This is a genomic window from [Bacteroides] pectinophilus (assembly GCA_025146925.1).
Taxonomy (GTDB): domain Bacteria; phylum Bacillota; class Clostridia; order Lachnospirales; family Lachnospiraceae; genus Bacteroides_F; species Bacteroides_F pectinophilus.
Window position 1 is genome coordinate 608,247 of the sequence record CP102260.1, and the last position, 17,909, is coordinate 626,155.

A 17,909-nucleotide genomic window follows, 5' to 3' on the forward strand; every position below is an offset into this window, starting at 1 on the left:
AGCACATGTGACTAAGAAGAAGCTTGCTCTTGAGGTTATAGAGAAACTGAAAAATGAATACCCTGATGCAGCCTGTACGCTTGATTATGATGATGCATGGAAGCTGCTTGTAAGTGTACGCCTTGCGGCACAGTGCACTGACGCGAGAGTTAATGTTGTGGTTGAGGGACTTTTTGACAAATACCCAAGTGTGGCTGCACTTGCAGAAGCTGATGTTGATGACATAGAGAATATCGTGCGTCCATGTGGACTTGGCAGAAGCAAGGCACGCGATATAAGCGCATGTATGAAGATGCTGCACGAAAAGTATAGTGATACCGTGCCGGATGACTTTGATGAACTGCTCAAGCTTCCGGGTGTGGGACGTAAGAGTGCTAATCTTATAATGGGAGATGTGTTCGGTAAGCCTGCAATTGTGACGGATACACACTGTATAAGGCTTGCTAACAGGATAGGTCTTGTCGACAATATAAAGGAGCCTAAGAAGGTGGAGATGGCACTGTGGAAGATAATTCCACCCGAAGAAGGCAGTGACCTCTGCCACAGGCTTGTAATACACGGAAGGGAAGTGTGTACGGCAAGAACTGCACCATATTGCGACAGATGCTGCCTTGCGGATATATGCCGTAAAAATATCTGAATAAATATTTAATACAACGGCAATCCTCTATTATATATTACAGGCATTAAGTGCCGGCAGAATGGAGGAGCAGATTAGAGAATGTCAGATATGTTTTGTTTTCAGTGCCAGCAGACAGCAGGCAACCAGGGATGTATTAAAACAGGAGTGTGTGGTAAGCAGCCCTCAACAGCCAATCTTCAGGATGAGCTTGTAGCGGAGCTTATACGCCTCGCACAGACAGCGCTTGATAATGGTAAGATGTCACATGAGACAGATGATTTACTTATGGACGGTCTTTTTACGACCCTGACTAACGTAAATTTCAGTGATTCTGCGATAAAAGCATTCACAGAACGTGTGGTAAAGATGCGTGAAGCGCTTGGCGGCGGCAATATCCCTGTTATATCATTGTGGGAGGGGGATACGGACATTGTATCGCTTCGTTCCACTCTGCTGTTCGGATTGAAGGGGATGGCTGCATACGCACATCACAGCAGGAATCTTGGGCTCCGCGATGATGAGGTGAGCGGCTGGTTCTATAAAGGATTAACAGAGATAAATAAAAAGCATACAGTGCAGGAATGGCTTGAGCTTATCATGGAGTTTGGCAGGATTAATTTCAAATGCATGCAGATGCTTGATACAGCCAATACAGAAGCGTATGGGACACCGGTGCCTACAAAGGTCAATACTGACATAAAGAAAGGTCCTTTTATTGTAGTATCGGGACATGACTTAAGAGACCTTGCACAGCTCCTTGCACAGACCGAGGGCAAGGGAATAAACATCTACACTCACAGTGAGATGCTGCCGGCACATGGCTATCCCGGACTAAAAAAATATCCGCATCTTGCAGGCAATTTCGGAACGGCATGGCAGAGCCAGCAGAAGGAATTTGAAGATATACCGGCACCTGTGCTGTTTACCACGAACTGTCTTATGCCATGGCGCAAAAGCTATAAGGATAATCTGTATACAACATCAGTTGTGGGTTACGAAGATATAAAGCATATCGAAGGGGATGAACATGGTAATAAGGATTTTACACCTATTATAGAGCATGCATTAAGACTTGGCGGCTATGAGCATGACAGAAGCATGAGCGGAATAAACGGAGGTCACATTCTTACAACCGGTTTTGCGCATGGAACGGTTCTTGCCAATGCGGATAAGGTGATTGAGGCTGTTAAGAGCGGTGCGGTAAAACACATATTCCTTGTAGGCGGATGTGATGGAGCACATCCGGGGCGCAACTATTATACGGAATTTGTCAAGCAGACACCTATGGATTCGCTGATTCTTACTCTGGCGTGCGGCAAGTACCGCTTCAATGATATTGACCTTGGTGAGATTAACGGACTGCCGCGGATACTTGACATGGGGCAGTGCAATGATGCCTACAGTGCGATAAAAGTAGCAGCAGCACTTGCGGAAGCTTTTGGCTGCGGTATAAATGAACTTCCGCTTACGCTTGTACTCTCATGGTACGAACAGAAAGCTGTATGTATTCTTCTTACACTGCTTTCACTCGGAATAAAGGGAATATATCTCGGACCTACATTCCCGGCGTTCATCTCGGAAGGAGTTGCAAGAGTCCTCACAGAGCAGTTCGGACTTCAGCCGATTACGGCACCGCAGCAGGATCTGGATGCAATACTTGGAAGAAGATAATATACCGCAATTGAGAAAAATGCATAATCCTGCAATGAATTACATGTAAAAATTATCAAAAACTACAAAATTTTAATTTTTTAAAAAAAAATACTTACGAAGAAAAAATGTATATGATAGAATAGCCTCTGCAAAAAAGAATGCCATGTGCGAATATATTTACAACGCAGGAAGGATACACAGCAGTGGAGTCAGTACGAGTTGACTCCGCTGCTTATTTTTTGCGGATATTAGAGATTTAAAAGGAATTCAAAAGGAGAAAAACAAATGCCAAGAACAAAAAAACAGGAAATTATCTACACAATCATGATGGTAATCGTCATGGTATACGGAATGGTGTGCTACAACATAGCACTTGATACAAAGGGAATGCAGTACTTTATATTCGGTGCAGCGCTTTCGGAACTTCCGCTTATGGGCGTTGTTGCTTTTGTGCTTGATACTTTTATTGCAGGACCAATTGCAAAAAAAATAACATTCAGACTTTTTACACCGGGACAGGATAAGCAGATTTTTATTATTCTTTCTATATCACTTCTGTCACTCTGGACAATGTGTCCTATGATGAGCCTTGCCGCAACAATATTTTTCAAGACGGGATTGAGTGTGCAGATTCTTCCGGTATGGCTTGGGACAACTGCACTTAATATGCCGGCGGCGCTTATATGGCAGCTGTTTGCAGCCGGCCCGCTTGTAAGATTTATTTTCGGAAAAGCGGTGATGAACTGATAAACAAGAATGAAATATGCGCTATATCAATATTGTATAGCAGATTGGTAAAAATTTAGCAAAGATTATTATATTTTGCTAAATTTGTAAAAAAAAGCTTGTAAATAAAAAATGGAGTTGTATAATAACAACGATTTCAAATTCACATTTATAACACATTTGCAATCTGGAGGTGATAAAAGACATGGGCAATTTGACAGAGAAGCTGATGGAAGAGCTGAACTGTGAGACCGTCTTTACAATCCCTGTATTCGGCGGAATCGGAGTGGCAGAATCAGTAGTTGTCACGTGGATTATAATGGCGGTTATGGTGATTGCTGCTATTATCTTGACAAGGAATCTTCGCGTAGACCACATCAGCAGACGTCAGGCAGTGGCCGAAACGATTGTGACGAAACTCAATGGCATGGTAGAGAGCATGATAGGACCGGAAGGAAAGAGATATGTTCCGTATCTTGCAACAGTACTGGTGTACATAGGCATAGCCAATATAATAGGTCTGTTCGGATTCAAATCCCCGACTAAGGATCTTAATGTAACGGCAGCGCTCGCCATAATGAGTATCGTGTTGGTTGAAGGTGCCGGAATATACCAGCACGGTGTAAAAAAATGGCTTCACAAATTCACGGAGCCTATTGCAGTTGTTACACCAATCAACATCCTTGAGGTCTTTACAAGACCGCTGTCGCTGTGTATGCGACTTTTCGGTAATGTACTTGGCTCTTATGTAATCATGGAGCTGCTGAAGATTATTGTCCCGGTAGTTGTACCGGCAGTATTCTGTCTGTATTTTGATATATTTGACGGACTTCTTCAGGCATACGTATTTGTATTTCTTACTTCACTTTATATCAAAGAAGCTGTGGAGTAACATCAAAATTTTATTAATTTATTAAGATTAACGGAGGATTATTTCTATGGGTACAATAATAGCAATTGGTGCAGGTATTGCAGTATTAGGTGGACTTGGTGCCGGTATCGGTATCGGTATTGCAACAGGTAAGGCTTCAGAGGCAGTTGCAAGACAGCCTGAGGCAGAAGGTAAGATCAGTAAGACACTTATTCTTGGTTGTGCACTTGCAGAGGCAACAGCTATTTATGGTTTCGTTATCGCACTTATGATTATTATCATGTTAAAGTAATTTGAAAGGCAGGTTGGTAAGATGCTCCGATTAGATTGGAATTTATTATTTACCGTAATAAATCTTTTACTGCTTTTCGTGTTAATGAAGATTTTTTTGTTTAAGCCGGTTCAGAAGATTCTTGATGAGAGACAGACAGAGGCTGACAGGCAGTTTGACGAGGCGAAGGCACGTCAGGATGCAGCCGATGGAATGAAGGCACAGTACGAGCAGTCTATGGCTGACATCGAGAAACAAAGAGAAGATACTCTGCGTGAAGTAAGACGTAATGCTGATGCTGAGTATCACAGAATCGTTGAAGATGCCCAGGATAAGGCTAAGCAGATAAAGGATGATGCTGTTGCAGAGGCTGAGAATAAGAAAACTCAGATTCTTAAGAAGGCTGAGAAAGAAATCGCAGACATGGTTGTTGATGCAGCAGTTAAGGTAGTAGGAGAGAAGGAAGGAGCTGCTGTTGACAGTTCCCTCTATAACGAATTTTTAAATAAAGCAGGTGATAAATAGTGACTCAGGCAGCGATTGATTACGCAACGGATTTGCGCAAAACGGAAACTCCAAAGGAACTACTGCAGCAGGTCAGGGGAATTCTTGAAGCCGTACCTGAAGTTAGAACGGATTTTGAAAACCCTACAGTATCTATTGAGAAAAAGCACCTGGTTATTGACAGAGTATTTCCTAAGGAAATAAGAGATTTTTTGAAAATACTGTGCGACAACAAAGATTTTCAGCTCTTTGACGAAATCTGTCAGGCATTTGATGAGCTCGGAAGAACTCCACAGGCAGAAGAAGATCACGCACAGCTGGTATATGTTACTCCACCAACTGATGAGCAGCTTGATGGAATAAAGAAGTTCCTTGCAAAGGAATTCAATAATCCTGATATTAAGATTGACTGCAAAGAAGACAAGTCACTCAAGAGCGGTTTTATCTTAAGGGTAGGAACTAAGGAATATGACTGGAGTGAGAAGGGAAGAATCGAACAGTTTGAAAACAGTATAGCCAAGGCTGTTAATTCTTCACGCAATACTACATTCAGTGAAGAGGGAATTATATCAATTCTCCGTACTGAGATTGCAGATTTTGAACTCGAAGCTAAGAATAAAGAGATTGGTGTTGTTAACTGGGTTGGTGACGGTATCGCCAATATCGACGGAATCGACCATGCATTCTATGGTGAAATCGTAGTATTTGACTGTGGTGTTAAGGGCATGGTACAGGATGTAAGACGTGACGAGATAGGTGTTATCCTTTTCGGACGTGATACAGAGATAAAGGAAGGTACAAGAGTTGTCAGAACCGGTAAGATGGCTGGTATCCCTGTAGGCGATGCATTCAAGGGCAGAATAATAAATGCACTTGGCGAGCCTCTTGACGGTGAAGGAGATATTGAGCAGGCAGGCTTCAGACCTATCGAGTGTCCTGCACCAAGCATCGTTGACAGAAAGTCGGTATCCGTACCAATGGAGACTGGTATACTTTCTATTGACTCAATGTTCCCGATCGGACGTGGACAGCGAGAGCTTATCATCGGTGACCGTCAGACAGGTAAGACTTCAATTGCAATGGATACAATCATCAACCAGAAGGGCAAGGATGTTGTATGTATATATGTTGCAATCGGACAGAAAGCATCAACTATTGCAAAGCTTGTTAACACATTAAAGAAAAATGATGCAATGGACTATACGATTATCGTATCTGCCACAGCATCTGATCCTGCACCGCTGCAGTACATAGCACCTTATTCAGGTACGGCACTTGCAGAGTACTTCATGTATCAGGGCAAAGATGTACTTATCGTATATGATGACCTTTCAAAACATGCTGTTGCATATCGTGCGATATCACTTCTTCTTGAAAGATCACCGGGACGTGAGGCATATCCGGGAGATGTATTCTATCTCCACTCAAGACTGCTTGAGCGTTCAAGCCGTCTTACGGCTGAGGCAGGCGGCGGTTCAATAACTGCTCTTCCTATAATAGAGACACAGGCAGGCGATGTATCAGCATACATTCCTACAAATGTTATTTCTATTACAGACGGACAGATATTCCTTGAAAGTGAGCTTTTCTTCGCGGGTCAGCGTCCTGCTGTTAACGTAGGTCTTTCAGTATCACGAGTTGGTGGTGCTGCACAGACTAAGGCGATGAAGAAGGCATCAGGAAGTATCCGTATCGACCTTGCACAGTATCGTGAGATGGAAGTCTTCACACAGTTCTCATCAGACCTTGATGAGAATACCAAGAAGCAGCTTGCACATGGTAAAGCACTTATGGAGCTGTTAAAGCAGCCGCTCGGACATCCTATGAGTATGGCAGACCAGGTAATTACGCTTGTTGCAGCTAATGCACATATCTTCAGTGACATGGATGCATCAGAAGTAAAGCCTTTCCAGAGTGCTATGCTTAAGGAATTCAATCTTAATCATTCAGATATAGTTACGGAGCTTGAGACAAAGAAAACTCTTTCAGATGACCTGAAGGATTCAATTGTCAAGGCTGCCGGAGAGATTAAGGCTGGTTTTAAGCCGGAAGAGGCAGTTGAAGAGAATATCTAGTTGATTCGGAGTGTGTGCTATGGCTAATGCAAAGGAAATTCAAAATAGAATAAGAAGCATTCAGGACACAATGAAGATTACAAGAGCCATGTATATGATGTCTTCAATGAAACTTCGTAAGGCAAAGCAGCAGCTTGAGAATACGGAACCATACTTCTTCGGACTGCAGGATCAGATATCAAGTATTCTGTATCATTTTCCTGATATGGAGCACATATATTTTGATAACCGCAGTTCTGATAATGCGGAGAGCTTCAAGAAAAAAGCATATATAGTACTCACCGGCGATAAAGGAATGGCCGGTGCGTACAATCACAATGTTATAAAGGAAGCACAGGCACTTTGTGATAATTCTGATAACTATATGCTTTTTGTTGTAGGAGAGATTGGAAGACAGTATTTTCTGGGGCAGGGGTATCCTGTAAAGGAAGACTTCCGGTTCACGGCAACAAATCCTTCAATGCACAGGGCACGTGTTATAACAGAGCTTATTGTAGATATGTATAACCGTGAACAGATTGATGAGGTGTATGTCATCTATACAAAGATGGCTAACAGCATCAAAGAAGAGGTTGATGTCAGACAGCTTCTTCCGCTTAAGACACATCAGTTTATTAAGCAGGAGATGCTTGAAAAACAGAAAGAAAGTTTCAGCAAAGATGGCGATGGTTATGACGATAACGAGGAGCATTATGACAATGATGGTAATTTCCTTATATATCCGTCACCTAAGAAGGTCCTTAAAAAGGTCGTTTATAACTATGTTACAGGATTCATATATGGTGCATTGGTTGAGGCTTCAGCCAGTGAAGAGAATGCCAGAATGATGGCGATGCAGTCCGCCACAGATAATGCCGAGGAGATGCTTAAGGATCTTTCGGTACAGTACAACAGAGTACGTCAGGCTGCAATCACACAGGAGATCACCGAGGTAATCGGTGGTGCCAAGGCTTTAAAGAAGAAAAAGAGAAAGCAAGTGAGGTGAGACTTACAATTATGGAGAATTTAGGTAAGATTGTACAGGTTTCAGGCCCGGTTGTCGATGTAGAATTCGAGGATAGTAATCTCCCATCAATCAAAGAAGCCCTCTATGTAATAAATAACGGACATAAGTGCGTTATGGAAGTCGCACAGCATATAGGTCATAATACAGTACGCTGTATTATGCTTGCTGCCAGCGAGGGACTTAGCAGGGATATGACAGTTGTTGCTACAGGTGACAGTATACAGGTGCCTGTAGGCGAGAAGACACTTGGAAGACTTTTCAATGTGCTCGGTGACACTATTGACGGCGGTGAGAAGCTTGATGATGAAACACACTGGTCAATACACAGAGAGCCGCCTACATTTGAAGACCAGAGCCCCGTTGTAGAGATGCTCGAGACAGGTATCAAGGTTATAGACCTTCTTGCACCTTATGCAAAGGGTGGTAAGATTGGTCTGTTCGGTGGTGCCGGCGTAGGTAAAACAGTACTTATTCAGGAACTTATTCATAATATTGCAACTGAGAGAGGCGGATATTCAATATTCACCGGCGTAGGAGAGCGTTCAAGAGAGGGTAATGACCTTTGGACAGAGATGAAGGAATCGGGAGTACTCGATAAGACAGCCTTAGTGTTCGGTCAGATGAATGAACCACCTGGAGCCCGTATGAGAGTTGCCGAGACAGGACTTACAATGGCTGAGTACTTCAGAGATGTTAAGCATCAGGATGTGCTTCTGTTCATTGATAACATTTTCCGTTTCGTACAGGCCGGTTCAGAAGTTTCGGCACTTCTCGGACGTATGCCTTCAGCCGTAGGTTATCAGCCTACACTGGCTAATGATGTAGGTGAACTTCAGGAAAGAATTGCATCTACAAAGGATGGTTCCGTTACATCAGTACAGGCTGTATATGTGCCTGCCGATGACCTTACGGACCCTGCACCTGCAACTACATTTGCCCATCTGGATGCAACAACCGTTCTTTCGAGAAAGATTGTTGAGCAGGGTATCTATCCTGCAGTTGACCCACTGGAGTCATCATCAAGAATCCTTGAGGCTGATGTTGTCGGTGAGGAACACTATAATGTCGCAAGACGTGTTCAGGCTATTCTTCAGAAGTACAAGGAATTACAGGATATCATTGCAATCCTTGGTATGGAAGATCTGTCTGATGAGGATAAGACAACTGTATACAGAGCAAGAAAGATACAGAGATTCCTTTCACAGCCATTCTTCGTAGCCGAGAACTTCACGGGAACACCGGGAAGATTCGTACCTGTCAAAGAAACAGTAGCAGGATTTAAGGCTATCCTTGACGGTGAGATGGATGATTATCCGGAGGGTGCATTCTTTAACGTTGGTAATATAGAAGACGTTAAGAAAAAAGCAGCAGAAATGGCTAAGAATTAAGCGGGGTGTATGAGTATGAGTACATTTTCCTTAAAAATCGTAGCATGTAATAAAGTATTCTATGACGGTGAATGCGAGGTTCTCATATTCCCGGCATACGATGGTGAGATGGCTGTCATGGCTCATCATGAGCAGATGACATCAACAGTTGAAATCGGAGAGATACGTTTTAAACTTCCTGACGGAACATGGCAGGAGGCGGTTGTGTCTGACGGACTTATAACTGTAGATCATAACAGGGTCAACATTATCGTGTATTCAGCAGAGAAGCCTGAGGAGATTGATAAGTTCCGTGCGGAGGCAGCTCTTGAGAGAGCTAAGGAGCAGATGCAGGCAAAGCAGAGTATCATGGAATATCATATATCACAGGCATCACTTTCAAGAGCTATGGCCCGACTTAAGGGTGCCAGGGGCAACTGATCAGGTTATTTGAATCTTATCAGGACAGCGCAGACGGAAGCACTACAGACCGCCTGTGCTGTTTTTTGCTTTATAGGAAAGTTCTCATTACATGGAACAGGTGATTATTGAAAGGGGATGACCGGATGAACAAAGATCCTGGTAATAACGGGAAGAGGCCTGAGCTTACAAACAGAAAAACACTTCTTGTATATGCAGCTCTGATTGTCCTGCTCGTTTTTGCGATAGTAATGAACCGTGAGTTTTTTGTCAAAATGACACATGAACTTAGGGAAATGAGCATCGCAGGAATTATCACGGTATGTGTATGCGGAATACTGTACAGGGTAATTGACGGCGTGGTGTTATGTCAGATGGGACATAAGTATTCGGCAGAATTTACTCTCCCCAAAGCTGTTATTACGGCCCTGTGTGGCTCGTTCTTCAGGGTAAGTACTCTTGGAAGCGGAATGGCTGTATCAAAGATATACTACATGAAGCGTGACGGAATTGAGATTGGTAATGGAATGGGAATCTGTTTTTTACAGACGATATTCTTTAAACTTTCAATCCTTGTTATGGGAGTTGTGGCAATTGTGTGCAGTACAGTTTCAAGAGCGGCATTTGCAAATTCAAAAATTTTTGTTATTATAGATATTGCAGCTAACGTCCTGCTTGTCGCAGCGATGGTTACAATTGCAGTCAATAAGCGGCTGACAGAATTCCTTTTCAGACTGGGGAAGAAGATATGCGCAAGGTTCCCTAAGGCAATGGCATTCCTTGAAAGGGCCGGCTATGAGGTTGACCTGCTTCAGAATGAGTCAGCTGTCACAATGAAAGATAAGAAACTGTGTATTATCCTGCTTGCGGAATCTGTACTTATGCAGGCTCTATGGTATATTACTCCGTGTATTGCAGTTATTGGGGATGGAGTAGCATTGACGGATGTATTTGCTATGATAGCAATTGCCAACATGCTTGCGGGAGTTATTCCGATGCCGTCGGGCTTTGGCTCGGTTGATGTATTCTTTGTATTAATGTATGTTCAGGCAGGTACGTCTGTTACGGCTGCACTTGCAATGGTTGTGTACCGGTTTGCAACAACGTTTGTGCCATTCTTTGCAGGAGCACCTGCAGTATTTGCATATATCAGAAGAGAACGGCATTAAGCAGCTTCAAAAGGGAGAATTACAAGGGAGGAAATGTATGCCGACATTCACCAAAAAAGCAATAGAAATCGCGCTTTTTAAATTGCTGAATGAAAAGCCGCTTTCTAAAATAACAGTAAAGGATATAGTGGAGGAGTGCGGTATTAACCGTAATTCGTTTTATTATCATTTTCAGGATATTCCGGCTTTGATAGAAGAGAGCATTATTGAGGAAACAAACAGTATTCTTGAAGATATAAGTGGAATCACCACAATGAGGGAAAGCGTCGAGAAGATAATCCGGAGACTGTATCAGAATAAGACAGCGCTTTATCATATATGGGGATCGTCTAATCACGAACAGCTTGAGATTCATCTTATGAGAATATGTGATAATTTTGCACAAAAATATGTAAATGGCTCTGAAGCATATAAAAACGAGAGTGAAGAGCACAAACAGATTATGCAGGACCTGCTGCAGTGTGAGTGCTTCGGACAGCTTGTCAAATGGTTCAACAGCGGTATGACTATCGATCTTATGGAGCATGTTGATAAGGTGGTACAGATGGCAGATAAAGGGCTATTTAGATTTGATAAATAAGTTTGTATGTGGTAAAATAATCCCAGCATGCGCAGATGCGTTATGCCGGGATTTTTCTAAATAATATTAGTTGGAGATAAATATGTCGAATAAAAAAAACAGCAGAAAGAGCAGTACAAAGAGCAGCACAATGAGATTAAGACCTGTATGGGTGGTGGTTCTCTGCATACTTGCAGTGCTTCTTGTTATACTGCTTTTCAGAGCGTGTTCAAAGACTGATGATGATACATCATCTAATGCAAGCATAAGCGTAATCGATATGAATGCTGGTGTGCAGACTATAGAAGAGACGAGGGCAGTAGAACAGACATCTGTTAAGATTGATATTCCCAGCTGCAAGGTGGTTGTCGGGGAAAAGATATATGTTACGGCAACGGTAACACCTGCTAATACAGACAGATCACTTCAGTGGAAAAGCAGCGATGACAAGGTGTTCAGGGTAAGCCAGGATGGTATTGTGGAGATTACGGGAACAGGTACGGCAGCTCTTACCGCCACAGTTGGCAATGTGTCTGATGCAATAGTTATTGAAGGCATAGAGAAGAATGATTCAAAGTCACAGATGAATCTGCCATCATATAACGAAGTAAGTTCATCGGATAATACAGATGCAGACAGCAATGCAGATAATGACGGACAGCCACAGCAAGAGACGCAGGCAGCGGCTGCCCGGCCTAAGACGACGCAGGCGGCAATGCCTTCGGTAAAGGTTGTGAGCAGAGGCTTAAGGAGTTATCAGCTTGCTGATGTACTTGGAGGATTAGGATTCCATTCCACAGGAGATAATGTATTTGTATATGGTGAGGGAGATGACTATTCAGGTGAGATTATAGTGCAGCCTGATGTATCAATCATATATATCAAGAAGAATTCGGCAGATTATGAGTCGGCAGTACAGTCAGTGCTGCAGAATCTTCTCCCTGATGAATATACACAGGCATGGAGTAATTACACATCTGCGGCGACAGACAGAACCTTTACACTTGAAGGCAGAACGGTACGAATAGTAACGGCAGGCAATGGCGGCCACTCCCAAATAGTTGTATACAATTAATGAGTGATTTGTTATAATATTGTCATATTTGACGGAGCAGCTGCATTTATTATAAGGTGCGCCATATGCACCGGATTGGATGAGTCAATTATGTTGAATGAAAGTAAGGTCAGGATGATGACCAAGATGGCTATATACGAGAAGAATGAGGGACGCAGGGAATTAAAGACTGCCAGGTATTTTAAGACTGATTATGTTTCACTTGGAGTTCTTAATACGATTATTGCAGCGACGGCAGCATATGTTCTCATTATACTTATGATAGCATTATCTAACATGCAATGGCTGACAAACAATGTCAATAATATTGATTATGCGTCTGTTGGAAGCAGATTTGCTGCATATTATATTGTCTATCTGTTGTTTTTCTCAGTGGTGAGCGCCTTTGTATATGCGCGCAGATATGACAGGTCGCGCAGGGACATAAAGAAGTTTTTTGCAAGACTGAATAAGCTTGAACATTTTTATGATAAGAACAGAAAGAATAATACAGAGCGCTGATACGCCCGGTATAAGATTGAAGATTCGGAGGATTCAATGGCTGTTTTACTTGAATTAAAAGAGAAGATTAAGAGGATTTATGGAAGATATAATATGTATATAGTGCCGGCTGCCAAGTTTCTGATTACGCTTGTTGCCATGCTGATGCTTGACAGTTCGATAGGCTATGTATCTGTACTCAAGAGTCCGCTCATAGCAATACTTATAGCAATAATATGTGCTTTCATGCCTGCAGGCTTTATGGTAGTATGCCTTTCTATGGTTCTTGTAGTGCACCTGTATTCAATATCCGCTGAATTTGCACTCGTTACGCTGTGTCTGATACTTATTATGTATCTTTTGTATTTCAGGCTTGCATCAAAGACAGGATATCTCATTGTCATAACAGCAATGCTGTGCTGCATTAAGCTTCCGTATCTTGCGCCTATAGCTCTCGGGCTTACGATAGGACTTCCGGCAGCTGTTCCTGTAGGATTCGGAACAATTATATATTACATAGTTAAGACCGCAAGTGACTATGAAGCAGCCATAACAGGACAGTCAGCATCGAATACGGTTCAGAAGTTTACATTTATTGTAGATGGATTCCTCAATAACAAAGATATGATTCTTCTTCTTTTTGTGATGGTAATAACTGTAATTGTTGTAAGCATTATCCGCAGAATGGCGATAGACAATGCATGGAATGTTGCAATTGTTGCGGGAGCGCTTCTTGAATTCGTATTTGTGATAATCGGCAAGCTTGCACTTTCGGCGAGTCTTAATATTATAGTGGCAATAATCGGAATACTGCTTTCGGTAGTGATAGCTTACATATGTGAGGTTGTATTTTTTAATCTTGATTATAAGAGGACTGAATTTGTCCAGTATGAAGATGACGAATATTATTATTATGTCAAGGCAGTACCTAAGGTGAACCTCGTAAATGAAGACCTCAGAGTTAAGAGAATTAATGCGCAGAAAGCTCACAATACAGATGATATTAACAGCAGAAGGTCATCAAGACAGACAACCAGACCGTCTAAGAGAGATTTTGAAGACGACGATGACAGTACACAGATTTAATGAACAATAAGCAGGCTGACAGTCAGTCTGGGCATTTGATATGGAGGACACAGTGACAGCAATTAATTCTTTATTACAACAGTATTCGCTGTATATACCTCAGATTACATGGACTGATGTAATCGAGATAATTATAATTGCATATGTATTATATAATGTCCTCATATGGATTAAGGATACGAGAGCATGGGCACTTCTTAAGGGTATTATAATTGTAGTGGCGCTTGTGATGATTGCCGTGCTTCTTAATCTGAGAACCATCCTGTGGATTGCCGGCAAGGCAATAAGCGTAGGTATTATCGCAATTGTAATTATATTCCAGCCCGAATTGCGACGTGCGCTTGAACAGCTTGGACGTAAGAGAGTCTTTACGGGATTGTTTGGATTTGACTTTGGCAGGCCACAGCAGGACAGGTTTTCCAGCAGAACAGTGGAAGAGATTATAAATGCCACTTATGAGCTTGCCAAGGATAAGACAGGTGCACTGATAGTAATAGAGCAGGATATGCTGCTAAGTGAGTATGAACAGTCCGGAATAGAACTTGATGCAGTTGTCTCAAGCCAGCTGCTCATTAATATATTTGAGCATAACACTCCGCTTCATGACGGAGCTGTTATTGTAAGAGGTGACAGGATTGTGTCTGCAACATGTTACCTTACACTTTCGGACAGTAATGCCATAAGCAAGGAGCTTGGCACAAGACACCGTGCAGCAGTAGGAGGCAGTGAGAATTTTGACTGCTTTATAATAGTTGTATCTGAAGAGACGGGCTATGTGTCAGTTGCAGTCGGCGGTGAACTTATCCGTAATATAGAAGGTGAGGAACTCAGGAGTAAGCTTGAATATATAAGGCATAAGACGATGGATGTTAAGTCTTTCAGATTATGGAAAGGAAGGTTGAAGAGTGAAGGAAAAATTGTTGAATAACCTTAGCCTTAAGATTCTTTCCGCAGTCTGTGCAATTATTATATGGATTATAATAGTCAATGTATATGATCCGTCAACAAGCGTTACCGTCAGCGGTGTTGAGGTGCAGCTTGTTAATACGGAATCTCTTACCGAGAAGGAATACGCATATGATGTTGTTGACGGAAGTAAGATTTCGGTATATATAAGCGGACCGAGAAGTATCGTAACAGATATCAAGGCCAAGGATATTGTGGCAACAGCTGACCTCAGTAACGTTACGGTATTTTCAGATTATGTGGATATTGATGTTAAGGTTGTAAAAGACGGAGTATCAGCATCAAGTATAGAGATAGCACCCAAGACAACAGCTATAAGGCTTAAGATTGAGAACAGGGTAACGAAGACATTCAATATTGATACAGAGCTTGTAGGAACACCGGCAGACGGGTATGTTATAGGCGGTCAGCAGATAAGCCCGTCATCAGTTAAGGTTACCGGGACATCATCAGTAGTTGACAGTATATCATCAGTTAAGGTTTTATATGATGTAAGCGGTGCAACTATGAATATAAGTGATGCTGCCCCAATTAAGATATATGATTCGCAGGGAACTGAGATTGTCGATGACCGTATTGAACTGTCGAAGACAGCAGTCGATATTAAGGTTAATGTGCTTATGACAAAGACTGTGCCGGTTACTTATAAGACTAAGGGGACGCCGGCAGATGGTTACGGGGTTTCGGGTATTGACCAGGCCGTTACGGAGGCAGTGATTGCCGGAACAGAGGATGCATTGAGGGATGTCAATTCAATAGATGTGCCTGACAGTGCAATAGACGTGAGCGGTCTGAATGCGGATAAGATATTCCACGTAAGACTTTCATCATATCTTCCGGGGAATATTACAGTAATGTCTGAAGGAGTTGTTAATGTTACTGTCAGAATATATCCGGTATCAGAGAGAGAGATATCGGTTCCGGTGACAGGAATAGTATTGAGCAACCTGCCACAGGGATACAATATATCATTTGGTGATGTCACGGCAGTGAATATCACTGTAACAGGAGAGCAGTCGGTTCTGACGGCTCTTACCGTGACGGGAATAATACCTACTATTGATTTGTCAGGTATTAAGGAAGGTGACAATACACTCCGGTTAAAGGTCACACTTCCTGCAAACTGCACATTGAAACAGAATTATACTGTCAATGTGACTGCAGAGAGCGTAAACGGCTGATAACGGCCGGTTATATATGCTAATATATTTCTAATATATTCATCAAAATGTTAGTATCCGTACCAAAAGACATACATTTATAAAGCATATTACGGATACGGAATGGAGGCAGATATGGGGTATATGGAGACTTACAGGGAATGGTGTGATAATCAGTATTTCAGCGATGAAGCAAGAGCTGAGCTTGCATCAATAGCAGGTAATGAGGCTGAGATAGAAGACAGATTCTATAAGAATCTTGAGTTCGGTACAGGCGGATTAAGAGGTGTAATCGGCATTGGAACTAACCGCATGAACATCTATACAGTACGTAAGGCGACACAGGGACTTGCTAATTTTATCATCAGGGAGAATGCGGCAGACAGAGGAGTTGCCATTGCATATGACTCAAGAAGAATGTCACCTGAGTTTGCTGATGAGGCTGCATTGTGCCTTAACGCTAACGGAATTAAGGCATATATATTCCCTACATTAAGACCTACACCGGAACTTTCATTTGCAGTAAGAGACCTTCACTGCATCGCCGGTATTGTAGTAACAGCAAGTCATAATCCACCTGAATATAACGGCTATAAGGTATATTGGGAAGATGGTGCACAGATTACCGCACCTAAGGATACACAGATAATTACGGAAGTTAACAATGTTACAGACTTTAACAGTGTTAAGACAATGGATAAGGATGAAGCTAAGATTGCGGGACTCTACAATGTTATCGGTTATGACCTTGATGACCGTTATATTGCAGCTCTTAAGAAGATGAGCATCAACGGAGACCTTATTAAGAAAGTGGCTGATGACTTCACTATTGTGTATACACCGCTTCATGGCACAGGTAATATTCCTGCAAGACGTGTACTTAAGGAACTCGGATTTAAGAATGTGTATGTAGTTCCTGAACAGGAAAAGCCGGATCCTGATTTTACAACACTTGAGTATCCTAATCCTGAGGATCCTAAGGCATTCACACTTGCGCTTAAGCTTGCTAAGGAAAAGAATGCAGATATCATTCTTGCTACGGACCCTGATGCAGACAGACTTGGAGTATATGCCAAGGATTCAAAGACAGGAGAGTATGTATCATTTACAGGTAATATGTCAGGAATGCTTATTGCTGAATATCTCCTTTCACAGAGAAGAGAGAATGGAACACTCCATAAGAATGGTGCCTTTGTTAAGACAATCGTGTCAACTAATATGGCAGATGCAATCGCTGCAGAATACAATGTAAAGCTTATCGAGGTTCTTACAGGTTTTAAGTTTATCGGTGAGCAGATTAAGCTTTTCGAGCAGAATGGTACATATGAGTATGAGTTTGGATTCGAGGAAAGCTACGGATGTCTTGTAGGAACACATGCAAGGGACAAGGATGCAATTGTTGCGGTTATGGCATTATGTGAAGCAGCAGCATATTATAAGACAAAGGGACTTACACTGTGGGATCAGATGATTAACATCTACGAGAAGTACGGCTACTACAAGGAAGGTCTTAAGTCTATAACACTTAAGGGAGTTGAGGGTGTCGCAAAGATTCAGGAGATGCTTAATAATCTTCGTGCCAACAAGCCTTCTAAGATTGGTTCATGGGATGTACTTGCAATCCGTGATTACAAGGAAGACACAATCCATAACCTTAAGACAGGTGAGGTAACCAAGACAGGACTTCCTAACTCTAATGTACTTTACTATGATTTATCAGATAACGCATGGTGCTGTGCAAGACCATCAGGAACGGAACCTAAGATTAAGTTCTACATGGGAGTTAAGGGAACAAGCCTTGAGGACGCACAGGCTAAGCTGGATGAGCTTACACAGGCTGTTATGGATCTTGTCCAGGGCTAATTGTGAACATTAATTTACAGTAAGAACACATGGAAA

18 protein-coding genes are annotated in these 17,909 nt (G+C 42.2%); all 18 read left to right on the plus strand.

The window, feature by feature from the left end:
- Positions 1-7: 7 nt before the first annotated feature.
- The 18 genes from NQ488_02830 to NQ488_02915 all read left to right on the plus strand — a co-directional run bounded on the left by NQ488_02830 (position 8) and on the right by NQ488_02915 (position 17,873).
- A complete protein-coding gene (locus tag NQ488_02830; GenBank protein ID UWN96262.1) occupies positions 8-640 on the plus strand; it encodes an endonuclease III in 633 nt (210 codons plus the stop codon).
- A gap of 81 nt (positions 641-721) precedes the next feature.
- The gene (hcp, locus tag NQ488_02835; GenBank protein UWN96263.1) at positions 722-2,293 is read left to right on the plus strand and encodes a hydroxylamine reductase; all 1,572 of its coding nucleotides are present in this window, start codon (positions 722-724) and stop codon (positions 2,291-2,293) included.
- A gap of 267 nt (positions 2,294-2,560) precedes the next feature.
- Entirely contained in the window at positions 2,561-3,022 is a 462-nt protein-coding gene (locus NQ488_02840) for a DUF2798 domain-containing protein (protein UWN96264.1), read from the plus strand.
- Between the two features lie 184 nt (positions 3,023-3,206).
- Complete coding sequence (locus NQ488_02845) at positions 3,207-3,893, plus strand: F0F1 ATP synthase subunit A (protein ID UWN96265.1); 687 nt, start codon at positions 3,207-3,209, stop codon at positions 3,891-3,893.
- Between the two features lie 40 nt (positions 3,894-3,933).
- Positions 3,934-4,164 carry an ATP synthase F0 subunit C gene (atpE, locus tag NQ488_02850; GenBank protein UWN97089.1) on the plus strand — a complete coding sequence of 77 codons (231 nt, stop codon included), beginning with the start codon at positions 3,934-3,936 and terminating at the stop codon, positions 4,162-4,164.
- Positions 4,165-4,260: 96 nt separating this feature from the next.
- The gene (locus NQ488_02855) at positions 4,261-4,668 is read left to right on the plus strand and encodes an ATP synthase F0 subunit B (protein UWN96266.1); all 408 of its coding nucleotides are present in this window, start codon (positions 4,261-4,263) and stop codon (positions 4,666-4,668) included.
- Positions 4,668-6,722, plus strand: a complete 2,055-nt coding sequence (atpA, locus tag NQ488_02860; protein UWN96267.1) for a F0F1 ATP synthase subunit alpha — start codon at positions 4,668-4,670, stop codon at positions 6,720-6,722. Before NQ488_02855 ends, atpA begins: the two co-directional genes overlap by 1 nt.
- Before the next feature lie 19 nt (positions 6,723-6,741).
- A complete protein-coding gene (gene atpG / locus NQ488_02865) occupies positions 6,742-7,707 on the plus strand; it encodes an ATP synthase F1 subunit gamma (GenBank protein ID UWN96268.1) in 966 nt (321 codons plus the stop codon).
- Between the two features lie 11 nt (positions 7,708-7,718).
- A complete protein-coding gene (gene atpD / locus NQ488_02870; protein UWN96269.1) occupies positions 7,719-9,116 on the plus strand; it encodes a F0F1 ATP synthase subunit beta in 1,398 nt (465 codons plus the stop codon).
- A 15-nt stretch (positions 9,117-9,131) separates the two neighbouring features.
- Positions 9,132-9,536, plus strand: coding sequence for an ATP synthase F1 subunit epsilon (gene atpC / locus NQ488_02875; protein ID UWN96270.1), 405 nt, complete (start codon positions 9,132-9,134; stop codon positions 9,534-9,536).
- Between the two features lie 125 nt (positions 9,537-9,661).
- Positions 9,662-10,684, plus strand: coding sequence for a flippase-like domain-containing protein (locus NQ488_02880; GenBank protein ID UWN96271.1), 1,023 nt, complete (start codon positions 9,662-9,664; stop codon positions 10,682-10,684).
- Positions 10,685-10,721: 37 nt separating this feature from the next.
- Positions 10,722-11,264 carry a TetR/AcrR family transcriptional regulator gene (locus NQ488_02885; protein ID UWN96272.1) on the plus strand — a complete coding sequence of 181 codons (543 nt, stop codon included), beginning with the start codon at positions 10,722-10,724 and terminating at the stop codon, positions 11,262-11,264.
- Between the two features lie 82 nt (positions 11,265-11,346).
- Entirely contained in the window at positions 11,347-12,318 is a 972-nt protein-coding gene (locus tag NQ488_02890) for an Ig-like domain-containing protein (GenBank protein UWN96273.1), read from the plus strand.
- Between the two features lie 90 nt (positions 12,319-12,408).
- A complete protein-coding gene (locus NQ488_02895) occupies positions 12,409-12,819 on the plus strand; it encodes a hypothetical protein (protein ID UWN96274.1) in 411 nt (136 codons plus the stop codon).
- Between the two features lie 36 nt (positions 12,820-12,855).
- On the plus strand, positions 12,856-13,884 hold the full coding sequence (locus NQ488_02900; protein ID UWN96275.1) for a hypothetical protein: 1,029 nt from the start codon (positions 12,856-12,858) through the stop codon (positions 13,882-13,884).
- Positions 13,885-13,936: 52 nt separating this feature from the next.
- On the plus strand, positions 13,937-14,812 hold the full coding sequence (gene cdaA / locus NQ488_02905; GenBank protein UWN96276.1) for a diadenylate cyclase CdaA: 876 nt from the start codon (positions 13,937-13,939) through the stop codon (positions 14,810-14,812).
- The gene (locus tag NQ488_02910) at positions 14,790-16,031 is read left to right on the plus strand and encodes a CdaR family protein (protein UWN96277.1); all 1,242 of its coding nucleotides are present in this window, start codon (positions 14,790-14,792) and stop codon (positions 16,029-16,031) included. Before cdaA ends, NQ488_02910 begins: the two co-directional genes overlap by 23 nt.
- A gap of 114 nt (positions 16,032-16,145) precedes the next feature.
- Complete coding sequence (locus tag NQ488_02915) at positions 16,146-17,873, plus strand: phospho-sugar mutase (GenBank protein ID UWN96278.1); 1,728 nt, start codon at positions 16,146-16,148, stop codon at positions 17,871-17,873.
- Positions 17,874-17,909: the final 36 nt, after the last annotated feature.